Below are 24,224 nucleotides of genomic sequence, written 5' to 3' on the forward strand. Positions count from 1 at the left end.
ATGGCGCAGATCGTCATCAAAAACCTCAAGAAGCAGTTCGGCGATTTCACCGCTGTGCGCGAAAGCTCCTTCACCATCGAAGACGGGGAGTTCTTCATGCTCCTCGGCCCCTCGGGCTGCGGCAAAACAACCACCCTGCGTATGATAGCGGGGTTAGAGCTGCCAACTTCCGGCGACATCTTTCTGGATGGCGAGGAGATTTCTCAGCGCCCGCCGTCCCAACGTGACATCGCTTTTGTGTTTCAGATGTTCGCGCTCTATCCGCATATGAATGTGCGCAAAAACATCAGCTACCCGTTGGTGTGTCAGGGCATGTCGCGCAACGCAGTGAAAGACAAAGTGGCCGAAGTTGCCAAAATCCTCGGCATCGAAGACATTCTGGACCGCCCTGTGGGTGGCCTGTCAGGTGGGGATCGCCAACGTGTTGCGCTGGGCCGTGCCATCGTGCGCGAACCCAAGGCTTTCATGATGGATGAGCCCCTTGGCGCGCTCGATGCAGAGTTTCGCGAGCACATGTCCGAAGAGCTCCGCGCCCTGCATGATCGCATGGGGGCCACCACGGTTTATGTAACCCACGATCAGCTGGAGGCGATGCAGATGGGAGACAAAATCGTCGTGATGAACAATGCGGTGGTGGAACAATTCGGCACGCCTCAGGAAATCTATGACAAACCTGCCACCATGTTTGTGGCTGATTTCATTGGCTCCCCGTCAATGAACTTCCTGAAATTCCACGGCAAAGTTGGGCGTCATGACAGTGATGTCACCATGCATGACACCGCCTTTGCGATCCCGCAAACACGCGAGCCCTTTGAGGGCGATCTGGCCTTTGGTGTGCGTCCTGAGCACATCCAGCTCAGCGATGCTGCGCCTTATCGCGCCGAAGTGCTGGCCACCGAATATCTCGGCACCACACAGATCGTCACCCTCAACACCCATGGCGGTGAGGTGAAGGCACGCATCTCTGCCCAACAGGCTGCGCGTGCCGGTGAAACCGTGGGGCTCGAGTTTAACCCCAGCACCATCACGCTGTTTGATCGCCAGTCTGGTCGCGCGCTCAAATCAGAACTGAATGAGGGCATTCTCCATGGCTGAAGTGTCACTCCACAATGTTTCCAAGGCTTTTGGCAAAACCCAGGCAGTCTCTGACATCTCCATGACGATTGAAGATGGTGCCTTTGTGGTGCTGCTTGGCCCAACCGGGGCCGGCAAAACCACAACCCTGCGCCTGATTTCCGGACTGGAAAAACTGGACAGCGGTTCCGTGTTCATTGGCGGGCGCGATGTGGGCAATGACACGCCCGCACAACGCGACATCGCCATGGTGTTTCAGCAGTATTCGCTCTATCCGCACCTCACCGTGCGCGACAATCTCGCCTTTCCGCTGCGCTCCCCGATCCTCAGAACGCCTGAGGATGTGATCGCCCATAAGGTTCAGAAGATCGCAGAGATCCTGCAAATCCCCCACAAGCTCGACAATAAGGCGACCGAGCTGTCAGGCGGCGAAATGCAGCGGGTGTCCATTGGCCGTGCGCTGGTGCGCGATCCGCAGATCTATCTGATGGATGAGCCGCTCAGTTCGCTGGATGCCAAACTGCGCGCCGACCTGCGTGTGGAGCTTAAGCGCATTCAGGCGGACCTCGGCTCCACGCTGCTTTATGTCACGCATGATCAAATCGAAGCCATGACAATGGCGACCCACATCGGCGTGCTTGAGGAAGGGCGTCTGGTGCAATATGGCACTCCCAAAGAGATTTACGAGGATCCGACGAGCGTCTATGTGGCCAGCCGTCTGGGCCTGCCACGGATCAATATCCTCCCGGCAGAGCTCTTTCCCGGCGCACATAAAGGGGTGCAGATCGGCCTCAGACCAGAAAACATCCGACAGGGGGACGGCATAGAGGCGCAGGTTATCAGGTCAGAGCATCTCGGGGATCAGACCCGACTGCACCTGAAGGTTTACGGGCATGAAATCACCACGCTCACCGATCCGCATCAGGATTACGCGGGCAGCGCGACCATAAAAATCAGCTTAGAAAACCCATTGTATTTCGATGCTTCCGGCGCACGTGTCGTCTAAGGGAGGAACAGCATGTCACAGTTTATCAATGCCAAAGAAGATCTTGTCACCGAAGCTCTGGACGGTGTTCTGGCCGCGTCCGGCGGGGCTTTGTCGCGTCTGGATGGCTATCCTCACATCAAGGTTGTGTTCCGCTCTGACTGGGACAAATCCAAGGTGGCGCTTGTGTCGGGTGGCGGTTCCGGTCACGAACCTGCCCACGCCGGGTTTGTTGGCAAAGGCATGCTCACCGCTGCCGTCTGTGGTGAGGTGTTTGCCTCTCCTTCCGTAGAGGCTGTGCTCGCAGGTATCTTGGCGGTGACAGGCGAGGCGGGCTGCTTGTTGATTGTGAAAAACTACACCGGGGATCGGCTGAATTTCGGTCTGGCCGCCGAACGCGCCCGCGCCTTGGGGCGCCGGGTCGAAATGGTTGTGGTCGATGATGACATCGCGCTGCCGCATCTGCCCCAGCCACGCGGCGTGGCGGGCACGTTGTTTGTGCACAAAATCGCGGGCGCACTGGCTGAGGAGGGCGCAGATCTCGCCGCTGTCACCCAGACCGCCAAAGATGTCATCGCCAAAGTCGCTTCCATCGGCATGAGCCTTGATACCTGCACCATTCCCGGCTCTCTCAAAGAGGCGCGGATTGGCGAAGGCAAGGCAGAGCTGGGCCTCGGCATCCATGGCGAACCCGGCATTGAGCAGGTGGATTTCTCCGGCGCTGTGGCGGCGATGGGCACAGTTGTCGAAAAGCTGAAAGGACATGCCACAGGCGACGTTGTGGCGATTGTGAACAACCTCGGCTCCACAACGCCGCTGGAAATGTCGGTACTGACACATGCCATGACAGAGGCGGGGCTTGCGCAGCACATCATCGGCCCCGCGCCTCTGATGACCTCACTTGATATGCACGGATTCTCCGTCTCCATCATGGAGGCCACGCCGGGTGAACTGGACGCGCTGAAAGCCGCAGTTACCTTGCCCGCATGGCCGGGCCTTAAGGCGATTGTCGCGCCGCCGGTTGTTGCCTTGCCGGACGGGCTCACCCCAATTGAGCCAATCCCATCCGAGAATCCGCGCACCCGCGCCATCATCCAGAATGTGACCGATCTTCTGATCTCGGCTGAGGCGGATCTGAACACGCTGGATGCCAAATCCGGCGATGGCGATACCGGCAGCACGCTGGCCACCGCCGCGCGCGCGTTGCAGGCGCGGCTCGATCACATGCCGCTCGCCGATCTGACACAGCTGTTCCCGGCGCTGGGCAACGAGCTGAGCCAGACCATGGGCGGTTCCTCCGGTGTGATCCTAGCGATTTATTTCAACGCTGCAGGCGACGCCTGTGCCAATGGGGCCTCCGTGCAGGGCGCGCTGGCGGATGGTTTGGCGCGCGTCAGCCAGGTGGGTGGCGCTTCTGTTGGGGACCGCACCATGATTGACGCGCTCGCCCCTGCACTCAGCGCCCTTCCCGAAGGCATCGCCGCCGCCGCCGCCGCGGCACGGGCTGGAGCAGACAGCACCGCAAACATTCACCGCGCCAAAGCAGGGCGCGCCGCCTATGTGCCAGAGGAAAACCTCAAAGGGCACAATGATCCGGGTGCAGAGGCCGTCGCGCTGCTCTTTGGCGCGCTGGCAAAAGAAATGGGGACGTAAACTGAGCAAGCCAACCATCACAGGTGTCGCAAAACCAACGGTCAATGACATTGCCCGCGTTGCGGGCGTGAGCCTCGCGACTGTCGACCGGGTGCTGAACGAGCGCCCGGGCGTGCGGTCTGTCACCATTGAAAAGGTGCAGTCCGCCATCACCGAGCTCGGTTATGTGCGTGACACCGCCGCCGCCAATCTTGCGCGGCGCAAGACCTATCGCTTCGTCTTTGTCTTGCCAGATTGGAAGGGGCAATTCCTCACCAGTCTGGAACGCGGCATTTCCGAAGTCATTGTGAACGCCCCGCAAAACCGCACCGAAGTGCGCACCATTCGTGTGCCCACACAAGAGCACACCCAACTGACCGCCACCCTCAGCGCGCTGGATCCGGCGGAGGTGGATGGTTTGGCGATCATGGCCAAGGAAACCCCGCAGGTGCGTGACGCCATCGCAGATCTGCGCAAACGCGGCATTCCTGTTGTGTCGCTTGTGACCGACCAGCCCAATTCGGATCGGGACCATTTTGTCGGCATCGACAACGTCGCCGCCGGGCGCACCGCCGGCACTCTGCTCGGGCGCTTCACGGGCGGGCAAACCGGCAAGGTTGTTGTGGTCATCACCAACAAACAGTCCCGCGACATGATCGAGCGACGACTCGGTTTTGATCAGGTGGTGGGCGCAAGTTTCCCCCATCTGGAAACGCTCCCCAGCATCGAAGGTCAGGAAGACGCCGCCCACACCGAGCGCGTGACCTTGCGCGCGCTGAAGGAAAACCCGGATGCAATTGGCATCTACTCCGTGGGTGCCAGCGTGCAGGGCATCGCCCGCGCCATCGCCGCGGCGGATCTGCCCCAGCGCCCCGTTCTGATCGACCATGAGCTGACCGAAAACTCATCCGCGCTGCTGCGCGCAGGCGTCATTGATGCGGTCATCACCCAAAACACCGGCCATCTCGCCCGCAGTGCTCTGCGTGTGTTGCGCGCAAAATGCGACCGCACGCCTGTCATTGAGAGTCAGGAGAACATTCGGATCGAGATCGTCATTCGGGAGAATTTACCGTCCATGAAGTGAGCATTTTAGGGAGGATGCGATGAAAGAAATCAAAGGACCCGCACTGTTTCTGGCCCAGTTTGCCGGAGACGATCCTCCGTTCAATTCATGGGATGCGATCACAAAATGGGCCGCCGATTGCGGCTATATCGGCGTCCAAGTGCCGAGCTGGGACAGCCGCCTGATTGATCTCGACAAAGCTGCCTCAAGCAAAGACTACTGTGATGAACTTGCTGGCGTGGCACAGGCCAATGGGGTCGCAATCACCGAGCTGTCGACCCACCTTCAGGGTCAACTTGTTGCAGTCCATCCCGCTTATGACGCCGCCTTTGATGGCTTTGCCGCGCCAGAGGTGCGCGGCAATCCCGCTGCACGCCAACAATGGGCTGTCGATCAGGTGAAAAAGGCGCTGACCGCCTCCAAAAACCTCGGGATTGGCGCGCATGCCACCTTTTCCGGCGCGCTGGCGTGGCCCTATGTCTACCCTTGGCCGCAACGTCCCGCCGGGCTGATTGAAACCGCCTTTGATGAGTTGGCGGCGCGCTGGCGGCCGATCCTTGATCACGCCGAAGACTGTGGTGTGGATGTCTGTTATGAAATCCATCCGGGCGAAGATTTGCATGATGGCGTGACCTACGAAATGTTCTGGGACCGCACCGGCCAGCACGCGCGCGCCTGCATGCTCTATGACCCGTCCCACTACCTGCTTCAGTGCCTCGACTACCTCGACCATATCGACATCTATCAGGACCGGATCCGCATGTTTCACGTCAAAGACGCGGAATTCAATCCCACCGGGCGACAGGGGGTCTATTCCGGTTATCAAAGCTGGGTCGACCGCGCAGGGCGCTTCCGCTCTTTGGGCGACGGGCAGGTGGATTTCCGCGCGATCTTTTCCAAACTCACCGCCATCGGCTTTGATGGCTGGGCCGTGGTGGAGTGGGAATGCGCCATCAAACACCCCGAAGACGGTGCCCGCGAAGGCGCGGCCTTTGTGCGCGACCACATCATCCGCCCAACAGAAGTGGCTTTTGATGACTTCGCCGATGGCGGCACAGACGCCGCCGCAAATCGCAAAATGCTGGGGATCGACTGATGGTGAGCGCGAAAAACGAAACGCACACGGGCCGCATTCGCCTTGGCATGGTTGGCGGCGGCAATGACGCCTTTATTGGCGGGGTTCACCGCATCGCCGCACGGCTGGATGACCATTTCAAACTGATGGCCGGGGCGCTGTCCTCCACGCCTGAGAAATCCATAGAGAGTGGCGCAGCCCTTGGCCTGCCGCGCGTCTATGAGGATTTCAAAACCATGGCGATCCGCGAGGCGCGGCGCAAAGACGGGATTGAGGCCGTCTCCATTGTCACCCCCAATCACGTCCACTATCAGGCCGCGCGCGAATTTCTCAAACGCGGCATCCACGTGATCTGTGACAAGCCGCTCACCTCCACGCTGGCGGATGCCAAGAAACTGGTGAAAGCCGCCGAAACCTCAGACGCGCTCTTCATCCTTACGCATAACTACACGGGCTACCCGATGGTGCGGCAGGCACGCGAGATGATCGCCGCTGGCGAGATCGGCAAAATCCGGGTGGTGCAGGTCGAATATCCGCAGGACTGGCTGACAACAGAACAGGATTTCAAGCAGGCCGAGTGGCGCACAGACCCGGCCAGATCCGGGGCAGGGGGCTCCACCGGGGACATTGGCACCCACGCCTACAACCTCGCCTGTTTTGTCACAGGTCTTGATGTCGTCGAGCTTGCCGCCGATCTCACGGCTTTTGTGCCGGGGCGGCAGGTTGACGACAACGCCCATGTGATGCTGCGCTTAGAGGGCGGGGCAAAAGGCATGCTCTGGTGCAGTCAGGTTGCGCCGGGCAATGAAAACGCCCTGCGCATTCGGATTTACGGCGAAACCGGTGGTCTGGAATGGGCGCAAGAAGATCCGAATTACCTATGGCACACCCCTTTGGGGTCGCCCAAACGCCTGATCACACGGGGTGGCGCCGGGGCAGGGGAGGCCGCCGCCCGCATGAGCCGCGTGCCTCCGGGTCACCCAGAGGGCTATCTTGAGGGCTTTGCCAATATCTATGCAGAGGCCGCGCAGGCCATTGTCGCCCATCGCACCGGGGCCAAGGCTGCGCCTGAGGTGATGTTTCCAACGGTGCAGGATGGGCTGAAAGGCGTGCAATTTGTCGACGCTTGCGTGCGCAGCGCACAGCGCAACGCCGCTTGGGTCAAACTCGCGCCATAGGGGAGACTCGCGCATTTTGTGCAACTCAATCGTCAGGAGTCTCTTGACGATTTTCTCCACATATCGGAAAAATCTCCAACGTTTTTGATTTTGTGGAACAGCGATGATTTTCTCCGGCAAGAAAACTGAGGATGCCACCATTGTGGAATTGCTGGCTTCCTCACTGCGGCGTGACATTGCCTTTGGCACGCTGCTGCCTGATCAAAAGCTCAAGATCGAGGCGCTGCGCAGCCGCTATGGCGGCTCCAACCATTCCATGCGGGAAACCCTGCGCATTCTGGCGACAGAAGGGTTGGTTGAGGCCACCGCACAACGCGGCTTTCGGGTGACCTCTGCGACGGAGGATGACCTGCGCGACATCCAACTGGTGCGCATTGAGATTGAACGCATCGCACTGGCCCGCGCCATTGCGCTGGGCGATGTGGCTTGGGAGGGGCGCGTGATTGCCGCCCATCACGCGCTGCAAAAGGCCGAGGCCGCCGTTGCGGGCGCGCCCGATGATCTGGTGGCGCTGGAATGGGATGAGGCCTGCCGCACCTTTGCCCAAGCACTGATTGCCGCCTGCGACAGTCCGCGCCTGATAGATCTGCACCGCAAGTTCTTTGACCAGAGCCGCCGCTTCCGCCTCGCGCAGATGCGCGAAGGCAAGCTCGACTGGGAAGCGCGCAAGGCGCGTCAGAAATCACTGCTCGATGCCGTGCTGACCCGCGAAGAGAGCACCGCTCTCACGCTGCTGCAGGCCGATATCGAAGCTGAACTTAAGACCCATTGATGATCAGAGGGAGGACATCATGACCACTTTCAACCGCCGTAAAATGCTGGCGCTCATGGGCGGCGCTGCCGCCGCAACCGGGCTGGCCGCCCCTGCGATTGCTGCAAACAAGAAAATCAAAGTGGGCGCGCTGCGCTTCACATCCCACTCAGGCAGCTTTGTGGCTTTTGAGCGCGGCTATTTTGCTGACGCTGGGCTTGATGTGGAGTTTGAATTTTTTCAAGGCGCACAGCCCATGGCCGTGGCGATCGCGTCCGGTGATGTGGATTATGCCGTAACCGCTATGTCCGGCGGCCTGATCAGCCTTGCTGACAAAGGGGCGATCAAAGTTATCGGCGGGGCCCTCAGCGAAGAAGCGGGCATTGACGGCCAGAAATTCCTCGCCTCTGATGCCGCGTTTCAGGCCGGTGTGAAAACCCCCAAAGATCTGGCAGGCAAACGGTTTGCCGTGACACAGGCAGGCTCTTCTTTCCATTATATGGGTTCCAAAATGGCGCAGGCAGAGGGTATCGACATGTCCTTCACACCGCTGCAAAAGGTTGGGGCCATCATTGGCGCGATGAAATCCGGTCAGGTTGATGGTTGGTCCATTGTGCCCCACATCGCCAAGCCGCTCGCAGGCTCCGGTGCGGTCCACATCATCGGCAATGTGGCAGACTACATCCCCGACTATCAGGTGACCACGGTCTTCACCTCCTCCAAAAACGCCGCCAACGAGCGCGGTCTGACCGAAAGCTTCCTCGCAGGCTTCTCCAAAGGCGTGGATGACTACACCGCCGCCATGATCGACAAGACCGCCGATCAGGACGCGATGGTCGATCTGATCCACAAATATGTGTACACCGACCGCCCCCGTGAAAAGGCCGCGCCTTCGATCATCAACGGCACCATGCGCCTGAATGCAAATGCCGCGCTGAATGTCGGCTCCCTGCAGGATCAGCTGTCTTGGTTCCAGTCCGAGAAACTGGTGGATGGCGACATTTCCATCGACCAGATCGTGGACAGCTCCTACGTCGAAATCCTCGGCGCATAACCTCTTTTGGCGAGGTCGGCCTCTGCGGACCTCGCCGGATTGCACTCATGGACATCAAACTCGAAAACATCAGCCATTCCTATGACAGCTTTGAGGTCATGCGGAACATTTCGCTGGATATTCCCAGCGGGCAGATCGTGTGTATCGTTGGCCCCTCCGGCTGTGGCAAATCCACGCTTCTGCGCTTTATCGGCGGGCTGGAACGCCCCACCTCTGGCCGGGTTCTGCAACTGGGCGCCCCGCCCGAAGGCTGTCTCAATCCGCTCACCTATATCTTTCAGGATTTTGCCCTGCTGCCCTGGCGCAGTGTCGCGGGCAATATCTCTCTGGTGCTCGAAGATCACGGAATCAAAGGCGCCGACGCCCGCGCCATCATTGATGATGTGCTGGCTCGCACCAAGCTCACCGATTTTGCCAAGGCACTGCCCAAACAGCTCTCTGGTGGCATGAAGCAACGCGTCGCCATTGCCCGCGCTCTGGCCGTGAACCCGGCTGTGATGCTGATGGATGAGCCGCTTTCTGCACTCGACAGCCAGACGCGAGAATTGTTGATGGATGATCTTGTCGAACTCTGGGAGCGTCAGCCCTTCACCGCCGTCTACGTCACCCACAATCTGGCAGAGGCCGTGCGTCTCGGTCATCGTGTGGTGGTGCTTTCCCGTCGCCCCGGCGAAATCCGTGAAATTGTCGACATCGACACCCCCCTGAGCGCGCGGGAGTTTGGCGATGCAGAGCTCGACGCCCATCAAAAACACCTCTGGCACCTGATGCGCGACGAAGCGCGTGCCGCCGATGCGGAGCTGATCCATGTCTGACGCCTCTGTGGGAAAAACCGTCACGTTCCGGGGCGGTGGCTTTGCCCCCAAACCCCACCGCTGGGTCAGCTTTGCGGTGTTCCTTGGCCTTGTGTTGATCGCCGAATGGGGCACGCGCGCGGGCTGGATCTCTGCACTGACCCTGCCGCGCCCCTCTGATGTATTTGAAACCTTCCGCGAGCTTTATCAAAGCGGGCTGCTCTTCAAACATCTCGGCCCTTCGCTGTCACGTCTGGTTGTCGGGGCCGCCATTGGCGCGAGCATCGGCATCAGCGTCGGTGTGCTCATTGGGCTGTTTTCTTACGTGCGCTCGGGGCTCGTGCCCATCGTTGCTGCGATCTTTCCGATCCCCAAAATCGCGCTTTTGCCGCTGTTTGTGATCTGGTTTGGCATTGGCGAAGGCTCCAAATACGCGCTGATCGCCTTTGGCACCTTCACCCCCACCGTGGTCGCCACCTATGGCGCGGTGGACAATGTCGACCGTACCCTGATCCGCATGGGCCAAAGCTTTGGCCTGTCTTGGTGGTCCATCGTGCGCAAAATTGTGCTGCCCGGAGCGATGCCCGGCATCCTCTCTGGCCTGCGCATCAGCCTTGCGATTGCCATCATCCTGCTGGTCGCGGCCGAAATGCTTGGCGCGGAATACGGCATTGGCGCCTACATTCTGGAGGCCGGCTCGCTCTATGATCTCGAACGTCTGTTTGCTGGGGTGGTGATCCTGTCACTGCTCGGGGTGCTGGTCAGCACGCTGATCGGCGTGATTGAGCGCCGCTTGCTGGGCTGGCGGACCTAAACACCACCGTTGCAGATCAGCGGATCCTGCGCCAGATGGTCGATCAGGGCGCGCACACGGGTGGTCAGGCGGCGGTTCTGTGGAAAAAGGGCCGCCACCACATAAGGCGTCACCCGATAGGGCGCAAACAGCTCCACCAGCTCCCCACTCTTAAGCGCCTGGGCCACCGTATAGGCCGGGCAGCGCGCCACCCCGATGCCGGCTGCGGCCAGCCGCGCCGCCGCTGCGGGTGCATCGGCCTGCAATCGGCCCTGCACAGGCACCGCCACGTCCTGCCCGTCCATTGCAAAGCGCCAGATCCCCGGCTCAGCGGTGTTGCCATCCTGAATGCATTCATGTGTCGACAACGCCTGCGGATGTGTGGGCGTGCCTGCCCGCGCCAGATAAGCAGGCGCGGCACAGATCACCAGCGGCATCGGCCCCAGCTGGCGCACCATCAGCGAGCTGTCCCGCATCGGCCCAATCCGCACCGCCAGATCCAGCCCCTCATCCACGATGGACACCCGCCTGTCCGAGAGTTTCAGATCAAGCTCCACCTCCGGATGCTGGCTGGCAAAGGCGGCCAGCGAAGGCGCAAGCCGCAAGGCCCCAAACCCGGTGGGCGCGGCAACACGTATCACACCGCGCAAGGCGGCCTGCGCGTTGCGCACGGCCTCCTCCATCTCGTCAAACCCATCCAGCAGGGGCTCACATAGCGCAAGATAGGTCGCCCCCGCATCGGTCAGGGACACACTGCGCGTGGTGCGGTTGAGCAGCTGAACCCCAAGCGCCTCCTCCAGATCAGCCACATATTTGCTGACCAGCCGGGAAGAGCGCCCCAATCGCTGGGCCGCTGCGGTGAAAGAGGCGTTCTTTGCCACAAGGGCAAAGGCGCGCATGCGATCAATCTTGTCCAATTCTATTGCGCCTTCTGAGGGCTTAATGATCCGCAAAAAGTGGCAATTATCATCTGTTTTGGCAAGCGCTATCTCTGCGCACACAGAACAGCCCCAACAACAGTCCCATAGAGAGGAGCCCAAAATGTCCACAGCCGTTCGCATTCACCACTTCCCCAAATCAGGCCACGCCCACCGCGCGTTGGTCTTTGCCAAACTGGCAGGCATCGCCCATGAGAGGGTCTTTGTCGATCTCGCCGCTGGGGCGCATAAAACGCCCGATTTTCTGGCGATGAACCCAAACGGGCAGGTGCCTGTTCTCGAAGATGGCGACGTTGTGGTCTCTGACTCAAACGCGATTCTGGTCTATCTCGCGCGCCGCTATGCGCCAGACTGGATGCCCACCGATCCTGTTGGCGAAGCCGCTGTGCAACGCTGGCTCACTCTGGCCGCAGGGGACATTGCCTTCGGCTCCGCCGCCGCGCGTCTCATCACCGTCTTTGGTGCGCCGCTTGATGCGGACTTCACCGCAACCATCGCCAACCGCGCCATGCAGAAGCTGGAGCAGGGACTTGAAGGGCAGGACTGGCTTGTGGGGGATCGCCCAACCATAGCTGACGTCGCCGCTTATTCTTACACCGCCCATGCGCCCGAGGGGAATGTCTCGCTTGCGCCTTATCCCAATGTGCGCGCCTGGCTTGCCCGGTTTGAAGCACTGGATGGGTTTGAGCCAATGCCCGCCACTGCCGTTGGCCTTGTCGCCGAATAACCTTCCGCTCTAGAGCAGGGCGCAGGCTGTGCTCTGGCGCATTCATCTATTCAATCCTCCCCCTGTTTTCTCCGTTAAAGAAAGTCCTCCCCATGACTGCCGAAGCCCCGCGCCATCCCCTGCCGCCCTTCACGCGCGACAGCGCCATCGAAAAAGTACGCCTTGCCGAAGACGGCTGGAATGGCCGCAATCCAGCCAAAGTGGCGCTGGCCTATACGCCAGACAGCCAGTGGCGCAACCGCGCGGAATTTCCCAAAGGCCGCGCAGAGATCGAAGCCTTCCTGACCCGCAAATGGGACAAGGAGCTCGACTATCGCCTGATCAAAGAGCTCTGGGCCTACACCGAAAACCGCATCGCCGTGCGCTACGCCTATGAGTATCGCGACGACAGCGGCAACTGGTTCCGCGCCTATGGCAATGAGAACTGGGAGTTCGATGAAAACGGCTACATGGCCCACCGCTTTGCGAGCATCAACGACCATCCCATTGCCGAAGATGAGCGCAAATTCCGCTGGCCCCTTGGTCGTCGCCCCGACGACCACCCCGGCCTCAGCGAACTGGGTCTCTGACCCCTGCCACCCTGACGGAGGACGCCGACATGCAAACGACAGACACACCGTTTCACAAGGGCGAGCGTGCTGCACAGCTGCGCGCCGGAGCTGGCGATATGGCGCGCCGCGTGGCCCCGTTCATTCGGGACTTCATGCCGGATCAGCACCGCGCCTTCTATCAGGATCAACCCTTTCTGGTGGTCGCGTCAGGTGATGCGGAGGGGCGCGTTTGGGCCACGATTGTCGAAGGCTCAGACGGTTTTATCCGCTCCCCGGATGCGCATACCCTCACCTTGGCGGGCGCAATGGATCCGCAGGATCCGCTGGCCAAGGCCCTGACAGCGGGCGCAGACATCGGTGTTGTTGGCATCGAACTGGCCACCCGTCGCCGCAATCGGCTGAGTGGCCGCACCCGTCCCACCGACGCAGGGTTTGCCATCGACATCCGCCAGACTTTTGGCAACTGCCCGCAATATATCAGCGAGCGGGATTGGTGGCGTGTGCCGCACCCCACGCGCCCTACGTCCCAAAGTGCAGCCCAACTGAGTGCCGCGCAAATTGCCCACATTCAGGCCGCAGACACGCTTTTTATTGGCTCAGGCCATCACAGCGCAGAGCAGGCGGCCTCCAATGGCTATGATGCCTCTCACAGAGGCGGTGCACCGGGGTTTGTGCAGGTGGTCAGCCCCACCCGGCTGCGCATCCCCGACTATTCCGGCAACAACTTTTTCAACACCATCGGCAACCTCATTGAGGATCCGCGCGTCGGCCTGCTGTTTGTCGATTTTGCCACCGGAGGTCTGCTGCATGTCTCCGGGCGCGCAACCATCGACTGGGCCCCCCAAGAGGCGCGCGACCCCAGCGCTCTGCGCGTGATTGAGGTCACGATTGAACGCGTGCTGGACCGCCGCGAGGCGCTGGGCCTGCGCTGGTCCAAAACCCCAATGCCCACGCGCAAACTGGTTGTCACCGCAAAAACCAAAGAGGCGGAGGACATCACCTCCTTCACGCTGTCCGCACAGGATGGCGCACCCCTTGCGCCATTCAAGGCCGGGCAGCATCTGCCCATCGCGCTGGAGGGTCCCACACAACGCGCCAAACTGCGCCGCAGCTATTCGCTGTCAGGACCTGCGCATGAAGGCAGCTATCGCATCACGGTAAAACGCGAACCACAGGGGCTTGCCTCACGTATGCTGCACAGCAAGATCGCGGTGGGCGATGTGATCGACGCCAAGCCCCCCGCCGGAGATTTTGTGATCCCGGACAACAGCAGCCCTTTGGTGCTGATTAGCGCGGGCGTTGGTCTCACGCCAATGGTCGCCATGCTGCACGAAGCGCTCCACCAGAACCCCAACCGCCCAGTCTGGTTTCTGCACGGCACGCGCAACAGGCGTCACCACGCGCTGCGCACCGAAGTTGCTAAGCTGATCTCCGACGCGCCCAATGCGACCTCGCGTGTTTTTTACAGCCAGCCTGACCCAGACGATCTTCTGGGTCAGCACTATGACGCCCAAGGCCGCATCACCGCGCAGGAGGTGCTCGCCCTGACGGCGGGTGCGCAGGCGCACTATCTGCTCTGTGGTCCTGCGGGCTTTGTCACCGCACTCACATCAGGGCTGGAAGCGCAGGGCGTGCCAATGGCGCAGATCCATTCTGAAACCTTTGGCGGCTGAACCTAGCCGCTTTGCGTAACCTGCGTGGCTTTCTCTTCACAGACCGGATGCAGCGCGGCGGGCAGCGCGTCGGTGAACAGCCGGTCCACATCGTCAAAATCCAAAATGCGCGCGGGCGCGTTGCGTTGAAACTTGCTGTGATCTGCCAGCAGCCAGGTTTCCCGCGCCCCCGCATAGGCGGCTTTGGACACCGAAATCTCGTCCATGGCAAAATCATAGGCCGCGCCCTCTGCTGAGATTGCCGAACAGCCAAGGATCGCATAATCAAAGGCGAAATCCCGCACCATGCGCTCTGCAATCGGTCCCACCAGACCGCCATCCTCAGGCCGTGGCTTGCCCCCGGTCAGCAAAACCTCACAGCGTTCATTGCCCGCCAGAATTTGCGCCACATTCAGGTTGTTGGTCACAACCAGCAGCCCGTCATGTCCCAATAGCGCTCGCGCCAAGGCTTCGGTGCTGGTGCCAATGTTGATGAACAGTGCAGAGCCGTTGGGGATTTCTGCTGCACAGGCCAGCGCCATCGCCGCCTTGGCCTCTGCATTCACGCGGCTGCGCTCCTCATAGGCAATGTTGCGCACGCCCGAGGGCAGGACCGCGCCGCCATGCACCCGCTCAAGCCGTCCTGCGTTCGCCAGCTGGGTCAGGTCCCGCCGGATGGTCTGCACCGTCACATCAAAATGCGCGGCCAGCCCGTCAACGGTCACTTTGCCTTCGGTGCGGGCGATTTCAAGGATTTCACGGTCTCGGAAACTGCTGTGCATGTTCGCTTATCTTCGTTTTTCACGCATAGCCGTGTCAGGATTTGCGGAAAATTACAATGAAAACCTATGAAATATTGCAGATCTCGGGGGCTTTTTCTTGACTCCGGCCTGCGAAAATGTTCGAAGATGCGCGAAAATGTTCGAAAGCCCGCGAAAGGGAATCTCATGGCAGCTCAGTCAGACAACACAGTGGATCTCTTTGTGATCGGCGGCGGCATCAACGGTTGCGGCATTGCACGCGATGCGGTGGGGCGCGGCCTCTCTGTCGAACTTGCAGAGATGAAAGACCTCGCATGGGCCACCTCTTCGGCCTCCACCAAGCTCTTTCACGGCGGGCTGCGCTATCTGGAGTATTTTGAGGTCCGCCTTGTGCGCGAGGCACTGATTGAGCGCGAAACCCTGCTGCGCGCCATGCCCCATATCAGCTGGCCGATGCGCTTTGTGCTGCCCATGCACAAGGACATGCGCTTTGACAATGACACCCCCACATCGCGCATCCTGTCGCTGGTCATGCCATGGATGAAAGGGCGCCGCCCCAGCTGGCTGATACGTATGGGGCTGTTCATGTATGACAACCTCGGTGGCCGTAAAATCCTGCCCGGCACCCGCACAGTGGATCTGAAATCCGACGAAGCGGGCAAATCGCTGAAAGGCAAATTCGCCAAAGCGTTTGAATATTCCGACTGCTGGGTCGAAGACAGCCGCCTTGTGGTGCTAAACGCCCGCGATGCAGAGGCGCGCGGCGCAATCATCAACACCCGTACCAAAGTGCTGTCTGCCACCCGCACCGATGGCCTGTGGCACATCGAAATGGAAGATGTGGAAACCGGCGCGCGTCGCACCACCCGTGCCAAGGCGCTGGTCAATGCAGGCGGCCCATGGGTGGCGGACGTCATTCAGGGCGTGCTGAAACAGAATTCCTCCGCAGGCGTGCGTCTGGTGCGTGGCTCCCACATCGTGACCAAGCGCCTGTTTGATCATGACCGCTGCTACTTCTTCCAGGGCGAGGATGGCCGCATCATTTTTGCCATTCCTTATCAGGAAGACTTCACCCTGATCGGCACCACCGATCAGGAACACAGCAACGCCGATGAGGCCCCAACCTGCACCGATGAAGAAGCACAGTATCTCTGTGATTTCGCATCAAACTATTTTGAGAAACCTGTGACGATGGAAGACATCGTCTGGCGCTATTCCGGCGTACGTCCGCTTTATGATGATGGGGCCTCTTCCGCCACCGCGGCTACGCGCGACTATGTGCTCAAACTCGATGACAACGGCGCGCCGGTGCTCAACGTCTTTGGCGGCAAAATCACCACCTACCGCAAGCTCGCAGAGGCAGCGATGGCCAAAATCGTGCCATTCTTCCCCGAAGCCACCGCACCATGGACAGCAGGCGTGGCCATGCCCGGCGGCGACTTTGAAGTGCACGAGGTCGAAGGAAAAATCGCCGCGCTGCAAAGCCAATATCCTTTCCTGACACCCGCTTGGGCCAAACGCCTCATTCGCGCCTATGGCACCGAGGCAGAAACCCTTCTGGGCGACGCCAAAGAGGCGGCAGACCTCGGCACAGACTTTGGCGCAACCCTGACAGAAGCCGAGGTCACCTGGCTGATGCAGAAAGAATATGCCCGCGCCGCCGAAGACATTGTCTGGCGGCGCTCGAAGCTGGGGCTGCGCCTGACAGAGGCACAAATTGCCACGCTTGATGCGCATATGCAGGCCGCGCGGCAAAAAGCCCCCGCCTAAGCGGGACGCCGCAATTGATCTTTGGCCCCATGCAGCCTATACGGAGCCCGCACGATGCCGTCGTGCGGGTTTTTTGTGCCCGTCACAATCCCCACGATGGCAAAGAGGACCAAACGGATTATGTCGGGCATTCCGCCCAGAACCCGCAAATATAGACACCCCGGACTTAAAAAAGGTTGTGAGACATATGGCTGAAAACAAGACACCAGATATTCTGTATACAATTGTAGACGAAGCGCCGGAGCTGGCTTCTGCCTCCTTCCTGCCGATCATCCGCAAGTTCGTTTCTGCCGCCGGAATCACCGTTGGCACCCCAGACATTTCGCTGGCGGGCCGCATCATCGCAACCTTCCCGGAAAACCTGACCGACGCACAGCGTCAGTCTGATGATCTGGCCGCTCTGGGCGAGCTGGTTAAGACCCCTGACGCTAACGTCATCAAGCTTCCAAACATCTCCGCCTCCGTGCCACAGCTGGTGGCCGCGATCGAAGAGCTGCAGGCGCAGGGCTACGACATTCCAGCCTACCCAGAAGATCCGCAGTCTGACGAAGAAAAGGCGATCCGCGCCCGTTATGACGGCATCAAAGGCTCCGCTGTGAACCCTGTGCTGCGCGAAGGCAACTCCGACCGCCGTTCCGCACGTGCCGTGAAAAACTTTGCACAGAACAACCCGCACTCCATGGGTGCCTGGACGTCTGACAGCAAAACCAAAGTCTCCTCCATGCCGGGCAATGACTTCTATGCAAACGAAGTCTCCGCGACCATTTCTGCCGATCAGGCCGGTGACGCGAAAATCGAATTTGTCGCCAAAGACGGCGCCGTGACCGTTCTGAAAGACGGCTGGCCGCTGGAAGAGGGCACCGTTGCTGACGCCACCTTCATGTCCGCCAAAGCGCTCGGCGCGTTCCTTGCTGATGCGATTGAAGACACCAAATCAGACGGCACCATGTTCTCCCTGCACATGAAAGCCACCATGATGAAGGTCTCTGACCCGATCATCTTCGGCCACGCGGTCAAAGCATGGCTTGGCCCGGTTTGGGATGCCCACGGTGAAGCCATCGCCGCAGCAGGCGGTTCCCCGAACTCCGGTCTGGGGGCTGTTCTGGCAGCCATCGACACGCTCGACAATGCAGATTCCATCAAAGCAGAAATCGCCGCGCTGGAGCGTCCGTCCATGTATATGGTCGACAGCGACAAAGGCATCACCAACCTGCACGTACCTTCTGACGTGATCATCGACGCCTCCATGCCGGCTGTAATCCGCGCAGGCGGCAAAGGCTGGGATGAGGCAGGCAACAAAGGTGACACCAACTGTGTGATCCCGGATCGCTGCTACGCATCTGTCTATGATGAGACCGTGAACTTCTTCAAAGCCAACGGCGCGCTCGACGTGACCACCGCAGGCTCCGTGGCCAACGTTGGCCTGATGGCACAAAAGGCGGAAGAATACGGCTCCCACCCAACCACCTTTGAGGCACCTGCTGAGGGCACCATCCGCGTTGTTCTGGCCAACGGTGAAACGCTGCACAGCCACGACGTGGAAGCGGGCGACATCTGGCGTTCCTGCACCGTGAAGAAAGCCCCAATCGAGAACTGGATCGAACTGGCTCTGGACCGTCAGCGCCTGACCGGTTCCGAGGCGATCTTCTGGCTGGACGCAAACCGCGCCCATGACGCCGAGCTGATCAAATACGTGACTCCTGCGCTGGAAGCAGCTGGCAAGGCGGACCTGTTCCAGATCCTCGCGCCACGCGAAGCAACCGCTCAATCCCTCAAGACCATCACCGCAGGCAACGACAGCATCGCCATCACCGGCAACGTGCTGCGCGACTACCTGACCGACCTCTTCCCGATCCTTGAGCTGGGCACCTCCGCCAAAATGCTCTCCATCGTGAAGCTGATGCAGGGTGGTGGTCTGTTTGAAACCGGCGCGGGCGGCTCTGCCCCCAAGCACGTTCAACAGCTGGTCGAAGAAAACCACCTGCGCTGGGACTCCATGGGTGAGTTCTGTGCCCTTGGTGAAAGCCTGAACTTCCTTGCGGATGTCAAAGGCAACGCCAAAGCCGGTGTACTGGGTGTCGCTGCCGAGGCCGCAACCCAAGGCATTCTGGACGACAACCGCTCCCCATCCCGCAAAGTGGGTCAGCCTGACAACCGCGACAGCCACTACTGGTTTGCCCGCTACTGGGCCGAAGCACTGGCGGCACAGTCTGACGATGCAGATCTGGCGGCAGAGTTCGCAGGCGTGGCCAAAGCTCTGGCAGAAGGCGAAGAGGCCATCCTGTCCGAGCTCGCAGCGGCCCAGGGCCCGGCAGCCGACATCGGCGGCTACTTCCGCCCCTCTGTGGAGCTGAAAGCCAAAGTGATGCGTCCGTCCGCAACACTGAACGCGATCATCGACTAAGCGCCGGTTTGAACTGAGAAACAAAGAAGCCGCCCCTCGTGGGCGGCTTTTTCTTTGGTCAGTAAGGCGAAGACGCGTGACAGCAGCTGGATCTACACAGCTATATTGACTTATACATATCTATATCTATCATAACATATAACCCATTAGATTTTGATAGTACCATGGATCCAGTCAGAAACCCTTTTGCCCCGGGCGCAGGTTCGCAGCCACCGCAGCTTGCCGGACGCGATGAGATCATTACCGATGCGGTCACCGCGCTCAAGCGCACCATGATCGGTCGCCATGCGCGTTCCCAAATGCTTCTGGGCCTGCGTGGCACAGGTAAAACCGTTCTGCTCAACGCCATTGAAAACGCGGCTGAAGACGAACACTACCTCACCTCCGTGATTGAAGCCCCCGAAGAGAAAAAACTCGCGCTTATGCTCTATCCGCGCATGCAGCGCGTGTTGCGCAAGCTCTCTCTGATCGAAGCAGCGAGGGCCAAAACCCACTTCGCCATGAAAGCCCTGCGCAGTTTCGCCAGCGCTTTTAAAGTGCAGATGGGCGATATCTCAGTTTCAGTGGATCCGGAGCCCGGCGTCGCGGACAGCGGCAATCTGGAATATGACCTCACCGATATGTTTGTCGCCATCGGCACCGCTGCCAAAGCTGCGGGTCGTGGATGGTGCCTGCTGATTGATGAGGTGCAATATCTCAGCGAAGCAGAGCTTGCGGCCCTGATTGTGGCCATTCACAAAATCGGTCAGAAACAGCTCCCCGTCATGTTCTTTGGGGCGGGCCTGCCGCAATTGGCCGCCTTGTCTGGCGATGCAAAATCCTATGCAGAGCGCTTGTTTTCCTACCCAAATGTCGGCCCGCTGGATGAGGCGTCAGCCATGCAGGCCATAAAGGGACCGATCGAGGACGAAGGAGAAAAGATCACCCAGAAAGCGCTGAAACGGATTTATGAAACCACGCAGGGATACCCGTATTTCTTGCAGGAGTGGGGCTATCAGGCGTGGAATACTGCCGTGGCTTCCCCGATTGACCGAGATGTTGTCGAGGTGGCGACCGGGGATGCGCTGCGGCGTCTGGACGAAGGGTTCTTTCAGGTCCGTTTTGACCGCCTGACCCCAAAGGAACGCGACTATGTGGTCGCCATGGCTGCATTGGGGACAGGGCCATACCGCTCTTCCCGGGTGGCCAAAAAGTTGGGCCAGTCTCCCAGCAAACTCGGCCCCCGGCGCGCCCAGATCATCGCCAAAGGTATGATCTACAGCCCTCAATATGGTGACATAGATTTCACCGTCCCTATGTTTGACGACTTCCTGCGCCGCACCCAGCGTTGAGGAGGGACGTGCACACTTGCCACCCCCAACGCACCAGCCTATCTAGGACCGCAAACCACAATCACACAGGTGCTCCGTGACCGCGCTTACTCTTGATCCCCAGCGTCTCAAAACCGTGCGCAAGGCACGGAAACTCGGTCGGCCAAAGCTCGCCAAGCTTGTGGGCATGACAGAGCGGCAGCTAACCAAGCTGGAAACCGCGTCCAAGAGCGCGACGCTGCCGGAAGCCACCTTGATCCGCATCGCCACCGTGTTGCAGATCCCAGCGCCCGCGCTCACCGGGGAGCTGCCATTGGGCGAGGACAATCTGGAGCCGGTTCAGCCCATCGCGCACACATCCTCCTGTAGCTGCTGCGGCTAATTCGGCCTGTTGCTGAGTGAGTGGGGCCACTTTGGCCCTCACAACACGCCCCTCACACCGGCACTTGCAGCCCGGCTTTCACACGGTCAATCACCACATTGCTGTGAAAGCGGCGGATGTTGGGGTTGTCATTGAAAACCCGGCGGCTGAACTCTTCATAGGCGGTCATATCCGGGGCGGTTACCACAAGGATGAAATCCGCGTGGCCCGTCACATAATAGCATTGCTGCACATCATCGAGCTGCAGCATGGAGCGGCGGAATTCATCCAGAAGGTCCGTGCGCTCGCGCTCCATCTCGACCTCCACGATAAAGGTCATTGGCCGCCCGACGGCTTTGGCCGACACCACCGAAATATCCGCCTCAATCACCCCGCTCTCGCGCAGCCGCGCCACACGACGCTGCACGGCAGAGCGCGACACCCCTGCAATCTCCCCCAATTCATCCGCGGTCAGGCGGTTGTTTTTTTGCAGCGCCGCCAGCAAGCGGCGGTCCATATCGTCCAATTCTACGGTCATTTAGCTCGTTCAGCGTAAATATTGGGGCAAAACGTCCCTATCTCTGCAATTTTAAGGCAAACTGCCCAAACCTCGGCGCTACCTTCAGGGCTGCACCCTTCTTCTGTCAACCCAAAGTCCTCATTGCCATTCTCGCCATCGGCACCCAATCTGGCCTCAAACAGGCCACGAACGGAACCCCTCATGCGCTTCACTATTGAGCACCACCACCACGTAGTTTTTGGCGATTGCGACCCAGCGGGCATCGTCTATTACCCCAATATCTACCGGTGGATGGACGGCACCTTTCAGCGCTTTCTGCAAACCTATGGCGGCCACGCGGCGGTCTGCGCGCAACTGGGGGCCAAGGGTCTCGGTCTCATGGAAACCCATGCCAGATATCGTCGCCCGCTCAGGGATGGCGATCTGCTGACCATCCGCATGGAAATCACCGATTGGGCCGCCAAATCTTACCGGCTGTCCCATCTTGGATATGTCGGGGAGGATCTCGCCTTTGAGGGCACCGAAGTGCGCGCGCTGTTTGAAATGCGCGATGGCCGCATGCGGGCAGGGGAGGTGGCACGTCTGAAATCCCTTTTGGAAAGTCCCCCTGATACATGACCGACACCTTAGCCAACCCCTATCGCAGCCAAGGCCTCCCGACACGCCAGTCTGACACGCACCCCAGCCGGGATGCCGCAGCGGTGGCCAAGCTGCTCGCGCTTTGCCCGGCCCACGCCGAAACCCCGTTGCGCGACATGGCCGATCTCGCAGCCAAGCTTGGGGTGGCGAGCTTTCACATCAAAGACGAGCGTAGCCGCATGGGCCTTGGCTCCTTCAAAGCGCTTGGTGCTGCCTACGCCATCGCCCATGATGCGGCCCGCACATATCCTTCTGATTGGTCGCAAGCGCTGACGGGCCGCACCTATGTCACCGCTTCGGCGGGCAACCACGGCATGTCCGTGGCGGCTGGGGCGCGCATCTTCGGGGCCAAAGCGGTGATTTACCTCGCCCACACGGTCCCCGCCGCCTTTGGCGCCCGCCTTGAAGCGCAGGGAGCAGAGGTCGCTTGGGCAGGTGACGACTATGAGGCCAGCATGGCCGCCGCCGAAGCCGCCGCAAAAGCCAACGGCTGGACGCTGCTCTCGGATAGCACATGGGCAGGCAATGAGGCGTCAGGCTACCGCGTCATGGAGGGCTATCTGCAAATGGCCTCAGAAGCCGCCACGCAAATTCCCGCACCGCCCACACATATTTTTCTTCAGGCCGGTGTTGGTGGTCTCGCCGCCGCCGTCGCGGCCTTTGCCCGCGCCACTTGGGGGGATGCGCCGCAGATCATCGTGGTGGAGCCCGAAGCTGCCCCCGCACTGATAGAATCCATCCGCGCAGGCCAGCTTGTGGACACCTCCGGTCCGGTTTCCGATATGGGCCGTCTGGATTGCAAAACCGCCTCCATGGTGGCGCTCAATGGGCTGGCGGTGGATGCCGACAGTTTCGTGACCATCTCAGAACAGGAGGCCCACGACGCCGTAGAGGCCCTCAAAGCCCACGGCATCGCCAGCACCCCCTCTGGGGTGGCCGGTGTTGCTGCCGCGCTGCTCAAGCGCCCGCAGCTCGGCCCGGACGCCCGCATCCTCACCATTGTCAGCGAAGGGCCGGAAGATGTCTGAGCCGATGCCAACCCGAGGTTTCCCGCCGTCAGAGTTCGCGGCCCGCATCAGCCGCCTGCAAGCCGCCATGGCGCGCGCAGGCCAATCCGCCCTGCTGCTGACCTCAGCCGCCGACATCTTCTACACCACTGGCTTTCTCACCCGCTTCTGGGAAAGCCCCGCCCGCCCGTGGTTTGTCCTCATCCCAGCCACCGGCACCCCCATCGCCGTGATCCCCGCCATCGGCGCAGACCTGATGGGCAAAACATGGCTCACCGACATTCGCACATGGGACGCGCCCTTCCCTGAGGACGATGGCCTCAGTCTGCTTCGCGAAACTATAGCAGAAATCGTCCCGCCAACCGGCACCATCGGCCTGCCAATGGGCCTTGAAACCCAGCTGCGCATGCCGCTGGCCGATTACTCCCAACTCACGCAAGCCCTCGCACCCCGCCGCTTTGTGGATGCCACAGAAACCCTCCAACGTACCCGCGAAATCAAATCAGAGGCCGAGATCCGCAAAATCCGCGCCACCTGCGCCGTCGCAGATCGCGCTTTTGCCCGCATCTCTGACTACGCCGCAGAGGGCCGCACCCACGCGCAGGTCTTCCGCGACTTCCAGCGTGTGTTGCTGGAGGAAGGCGCAGATTGGGTCAGCTACACCGCTGGTGGCGCAGGGCAGGGTGGCTACGGCGATGTGATCTCTCCCGCTGGCGATCAGAAACTCACCGCAGGCGACATTCTTATGCTCGACACCGGCGCCGTGCGCGATGGCTACTTCTGCGATTTTGACCGTAACTTCGCCCTTACCCGCGCCGATGACGCCGCCAAACGCGCTTACGCGCAGCTCTACCAGGCCACCGACCACGTGCTTGCGACCCTCCGCCCCGGCCATCGCGCCAGCGATGTGCACGCGATGTTTGTCGACAGCCTCACCGCTCAAGGCGCCACCCCCGGCGGCGGACGGCTGGGTCACGGCCTTGGCATCACGCTCACTGAATGGCCCAGCTTCACCCCATATGACACCACGGAGCTGCGTGCCGGCATGGTGCTCACGCTGGAGCCGGGCGTGGAGATCGCCCCCGGCCTCTTTCAGGTGCATGAGGAAAACATCGTCCTGCGCGAGGATGGCGGCGAGCTCCTCTCCTCCCGCGCCCCCGCCGGCCTTCCGATCCTGAGGTAACC

23 protein-coding genes are annotated in these 24,224 nt (G+C 60.5%); 20 read left to right on the forward strand and 3 right to left on the reverse strand.

Annotation, left to right across the window (positions count from 1 at the left end):
• From PJL69_RS13605 to PJL69_RS13650, 10 genes are all read left to right on the forward strand, one after another.
• Nucleotides 1-1,095: an ABC transporter ATP-binding protein gene (locus PJL69_RS13605; protein WP_271310141.1), complete on the forward strand. Its 1,095-nt coding sequence runs from the start codon at nucleotides 1-3 to the stop codon at nucleotides 1,093-1,095.
• On the forward strand, nucleotides 1,088-2,080 hold the full coding sequence (locus PJL69_RS13610; RefSeq protein WP_271310142.1) for an ABC transporter ATP-binding protein: 993 nt from the start codon (nucleotides 1,088-1,090) through the stop codon (nucleotides 2,078-2,080). The genes PJL69_RS13605 and PJL69_RS13610 overlap by 8 nt, the downstream gene beginning before the upstream one ends.
• Nucleotides 2,081-2,092: 12 nt before the next feature.
• The gene (locus tag PJL69_RS13615; RefSeq protein WP_271310143.1) at nucleotides 2,093-3,712 is read left to right on the forward strand and encodes a dihydroxyacetone kinase subunit DhaK; all 1,620 of its coding nucleotides are present in this window, start codon (nucleotides 2,093-2,095) and stop codon (nucleotides 3,710-3,712) included.
• Nucleotides 3,681-4,775 carry a LacI family DNA-binding transcriptional regulator gene (locus PJL69_RS13620; protein WP_271310144.1) on the forward strand — a complete coding sequence of 365 codons (1,095 nt, stop codon included), beginning with the start codon at nucleotides 3,681-3,683 and terminating at the stop codon, nucleotides 4,773-4,775. The genes PJL69_RS13615 and PJL69_RS13620 overlap by 32 nt, the downstream gene beginning before the upstream one ends.
• 19 nt (nucleotides 4,776-4,794) lie before the next feature.
• Nucleotides 4,795-5,850 carry a sugar phosphate isomerase/epimerase family protein gene (locus PJL69_RS13625; RefSeq protein ID WP_271310145.1) on the forward strand — a complete coding sequence of 352 codons (1,056 nt, stop codon included), beginning with the start codon at nucleotides 4,795-4,797 and terminating at the stop codon, nucleotides 5,848-5,850.
• Nucleotides 5,850-7,007 carry a Gfo/Idh/MocA family protein gene (locus tag PJL69_RS13630; protein ID WP_271310146.1) on the forward strand — a complete coding sequence of 386 codons (1,158 nt, stop codon included), beginning with the start codon at nucleotides 5,850-5,852 and terminating at the stop codon, nucleotides 7,005-7,007. Before PJL69_RS13625 ends, PJL69_RS13630 begins: the two co-directional genes overlap by 1 nt.
• Before the next feature lie 103 nt (nucleotides 7,008-7,110).
• Nucleotides 7,111-7,779, forward strand: a complete 669-nt coding sequence (locus PJL69_RS13635) for a GntR family transcriptional regulator (RefSeq protein ID WP_271310147.1) — start codon at nucleotides 7,111-7,113, stop codon at nucleotides 7,777-7,779.
• Between the two features lie 19 nt (nucleotides 7,780-7,798).
• Nucleotides 7,799-8,812 carry an ABC transporter substrate-binding protein gene (locus tag PJL69_RS13640; protein WP_271310148.1) on the forward strand — a complete coding sequence of 338 codons (1,014 nt, stop codon included), beginning with the start codon at nucleotides 7,799-7,801 and terminating at the stop codon, nucleotides 8,810-8,812.
• 47 nt (nucleotides 8,813-8,859) lie between these two features.
• Nucleotides 8,860-9,627: an ABC transporter ATP-binding protein gene (locus PJL69_RS13645; protein WP_271310149.1), complete on the forward strand. Its 768-nt coding sequence runs from the start codon at nucleotides 8,860-8,862 to the stop codon at nucleotides 9,625-9,627.
• Nucleotides 9,620-10,420, forward strand: coding sequence for an ABC transporter permease (locus PJL69_RS13650; protein WP_271310150.1), 801 nt, complete (start codon nucleotides 9,620-9,622; stop codon nucleotides 10,418-10,420). The genes PJL69_RS13645 and PJL69_RS13650 overlap by 8 nt, the downstream gene beginning before the upstream one ends.
• On the opposite strand, the gene PJL69_RS13655 is transcribed toward PJL69_RS13650, so the two are convergent.
• On the reverse strand, nucleotides 10,417-11,316 hold the full coding sequence (locus PJL69_RS13655; protein WP_271310151.1) for a LysR family transcriptional regulator: 900 nt from the start codon (nucleotides 11,314-11,316) through the stop codon (nucleotides 10,417-10,419). The two genes, PJL69_RS13650 and PJL69_RS13655, sit on opposite strands and share 4 nt — an antisense overlap.
• Nucleotides 11,317-11,440: 124 nt before the next feature.
• On the opposite strand from PJL69_RS13655, the gene PJL69_RS13660 reads away from it, so the two are divergent.
• The 3 genes from PJL69_RS13660 (at nucleotide 11,441) to PJL69_RS13670 (ending at nucleotide 14,288) form a co-directional block, all read left to right on the forward strand.
• Nucleotides 11,441-12,064 carry a glutathione S-transferase family protein gene (locus PJL69_RS13660; RefSeq protein WP_271310152.1) on the forward strand — a complete coding sequence of 208 codons (624 nt, stop codon included), beginning with the start codon at nucleotides 11,441-11,443 and terminating at the stop codon, nucleotides 12,062-12,064.
• 92 nt (nucleotides 12,065-12,156) lie between these two features.
• Entirely contained in the window at nucleotides 12,157-12,633 is a 477-nt protein-coding gene (locus PJL69_RS13665; RefSeq protein ID WP_271310153.1) for a nuclear transport factor 2 family protein, read from the forward strand.
• Nucleotides 12,634-12,662: 29 nt separating this feature from the next.
• On the forward strand, nucleotides 12,663-14,288 hold the full coding sequence (locus tag PJL69_RS13670; protein WP_271310154.1) for an FAD-binding oxidoreductase: 1,626 nt from the start codon (nucleotides 12,663-12,665) through the stop codon (nucleotides 14,286-14,288).
• A gap of 2 nt (nucleotides 14,289-14,290) precedes the next feature.
• Here the strand turns inward: PJL69_RS13670 and PJL69_RS13675 are convergent, their stop codons facing one another.
• Nucleotides 14,291-15,049, reverse strand: a complete 759-nt coding sequence (locus PJL69_RS13675; protein ID WP_271310155.1) for a DeoR/GlpR family DNA-binding transcription regulator — start codon at nucleotides 15,047-15,049, stop codon at nucleotides 14,291-14,293.
• A 165-nt stretch (nucleotides 15,050-15,214) separates the two neighbouring features.
• On the opposite strand from PJL69_RS13675, the gene glpD reads away from it, so the two are divergent.
• The 4 genes from glpD to PJL69_RS13695 all read left to right on the forward strand — a co-directional run bounded on the left by glpD (nucleotide 15,215) and on the right by PJL69_RS13695 (nucleotide 20,894).
• Nucleotides 15,215-16,798: a glycerol-3-phosphate dehydrogenase gene (gene glpD, locus PJL69_RS13680; protein WP_271310156.1), complete on the forward strand. Its 1,584-nt coding sequence runs from the start codon at nucleotides 15,215-15,217 to the stop codon at nucleotides 16,796-16,798.
• Nucleotides 16,799-16,985: 187 nt separating this feature from the next.
• A complete protein-coding gene (locus tag PJL69_RS13685) occupies nucleotides 16,986-19,202 on the forward strand; it encodes an NADP-dependent isocitrate dehydrogenase (RefSeq protein ID WP_271310157.1) in 2,217 nt (738 codons plus the stop codon).
• 164 nt (nucleotides 19,203-19,366) lie between these two features.
• A complete protein-coding gene (locus PJL69_RS13690) occupies nucleotides 19,367-20,533 on the forward strand; it encodes an ATP-binding protein (protein ID WP_271310158.1) in 1,167 nt (388 codons plus the stop codon).
• Nucleotides 20,534-20,609: 76 nt separating this feature from the next.
• Nucleotides 20,610-20,894 carry a helix-turn-helix domain-containing protein gene (locus PJL69_RS13695; RefSeq protein ID WP_271310159.1) on the forward strand — a complete coding sequence of 95 codons (285 nt, stop codon included), beginning with the start codon at nucleotides 20,610-20,612 and terminating at the stop codon, nucleotides 20,892-20,894.
• A 52-nt stretch (nucleotides 20,895-20,946) separates the two neighbouring features.
• Here the strand turns inward: PJL69_RS13695 and PJL69_RS13700 are convergent, their stop codons facing one another.
• Entirely contained in the window at nucleotides 20,947-21,411 is a 465-nt protein-coding gene (locus tag PJL69_RS13700) for an Lrp/AsnC family transcriptional regulator (protein ID WP_271310160.1), read from the reverse strand.
• A gap of 183 nt (nucleotides 21,412-21,594) precedes the next feature.
• Here PJL69_RS13700 and PJL69_RS13705 point away from each other — a divergent pair, with 183 nt between their 5' ends.
• Genes PJL69_RS13705 through PJL69_RS13715 form a run of 3 tightly spaced genes read left to right on the forward strand, consistent with a single transcriptional unit; the run spans nucleotide 21,595 to nucleotide 24,222 of the window.
• Nucleotides 21,595-22,011 (forward strand): acyl-CoA thioesterase, encoded by a 417-nt coding sequence (locus PJL69_RS13705; RefSeq protein ID WP_271310161.1) that lies wholly within the window; start codon nucleotides 21,595-21,597, stop codon nucleotides 22,009-22,011.
• Nucleotides 22,008-23,060, forward strand: coding sequence for a pyridoxal-phosphate dependent enzyme (locus PJL69_RS13710; protein ID WP_271310162.1), 1,053 nt, complete (start codon nucleotides 22,008-22,010; stop codon nucleotides 23,058-23,060). Before PJL69_RS13705 ends, PJL69_RS13710 begins: the two co-directional genes overlap by 4 nt.
• Entirely contained in the window at nucleotides 23,053-24,222 is a 1,170-nt protein-coding gene (locus PJL69_RS13715; RefSeq protein ID WP_271310163.1) for a M24 family metallopeptidase, read from the forward strand. The genes PJL69_RS13710 and PJL69_RS13715 overlap by 8 nt, the downstream gene beginning before the upstream one ends.
• Nucleotides 24,223-24,224: the final 2 nt, after the last annotated feature.

It is taken from the genome of Shimia sp. MMG029 (assembly GCF_027947445.1).
Taxonomy (GTDB): domain Bacteria; phylum Pseudomonadota; class Alphaproteobacteria; order Rhodobacterales; family Rhodobacteraceae; genus Shimia.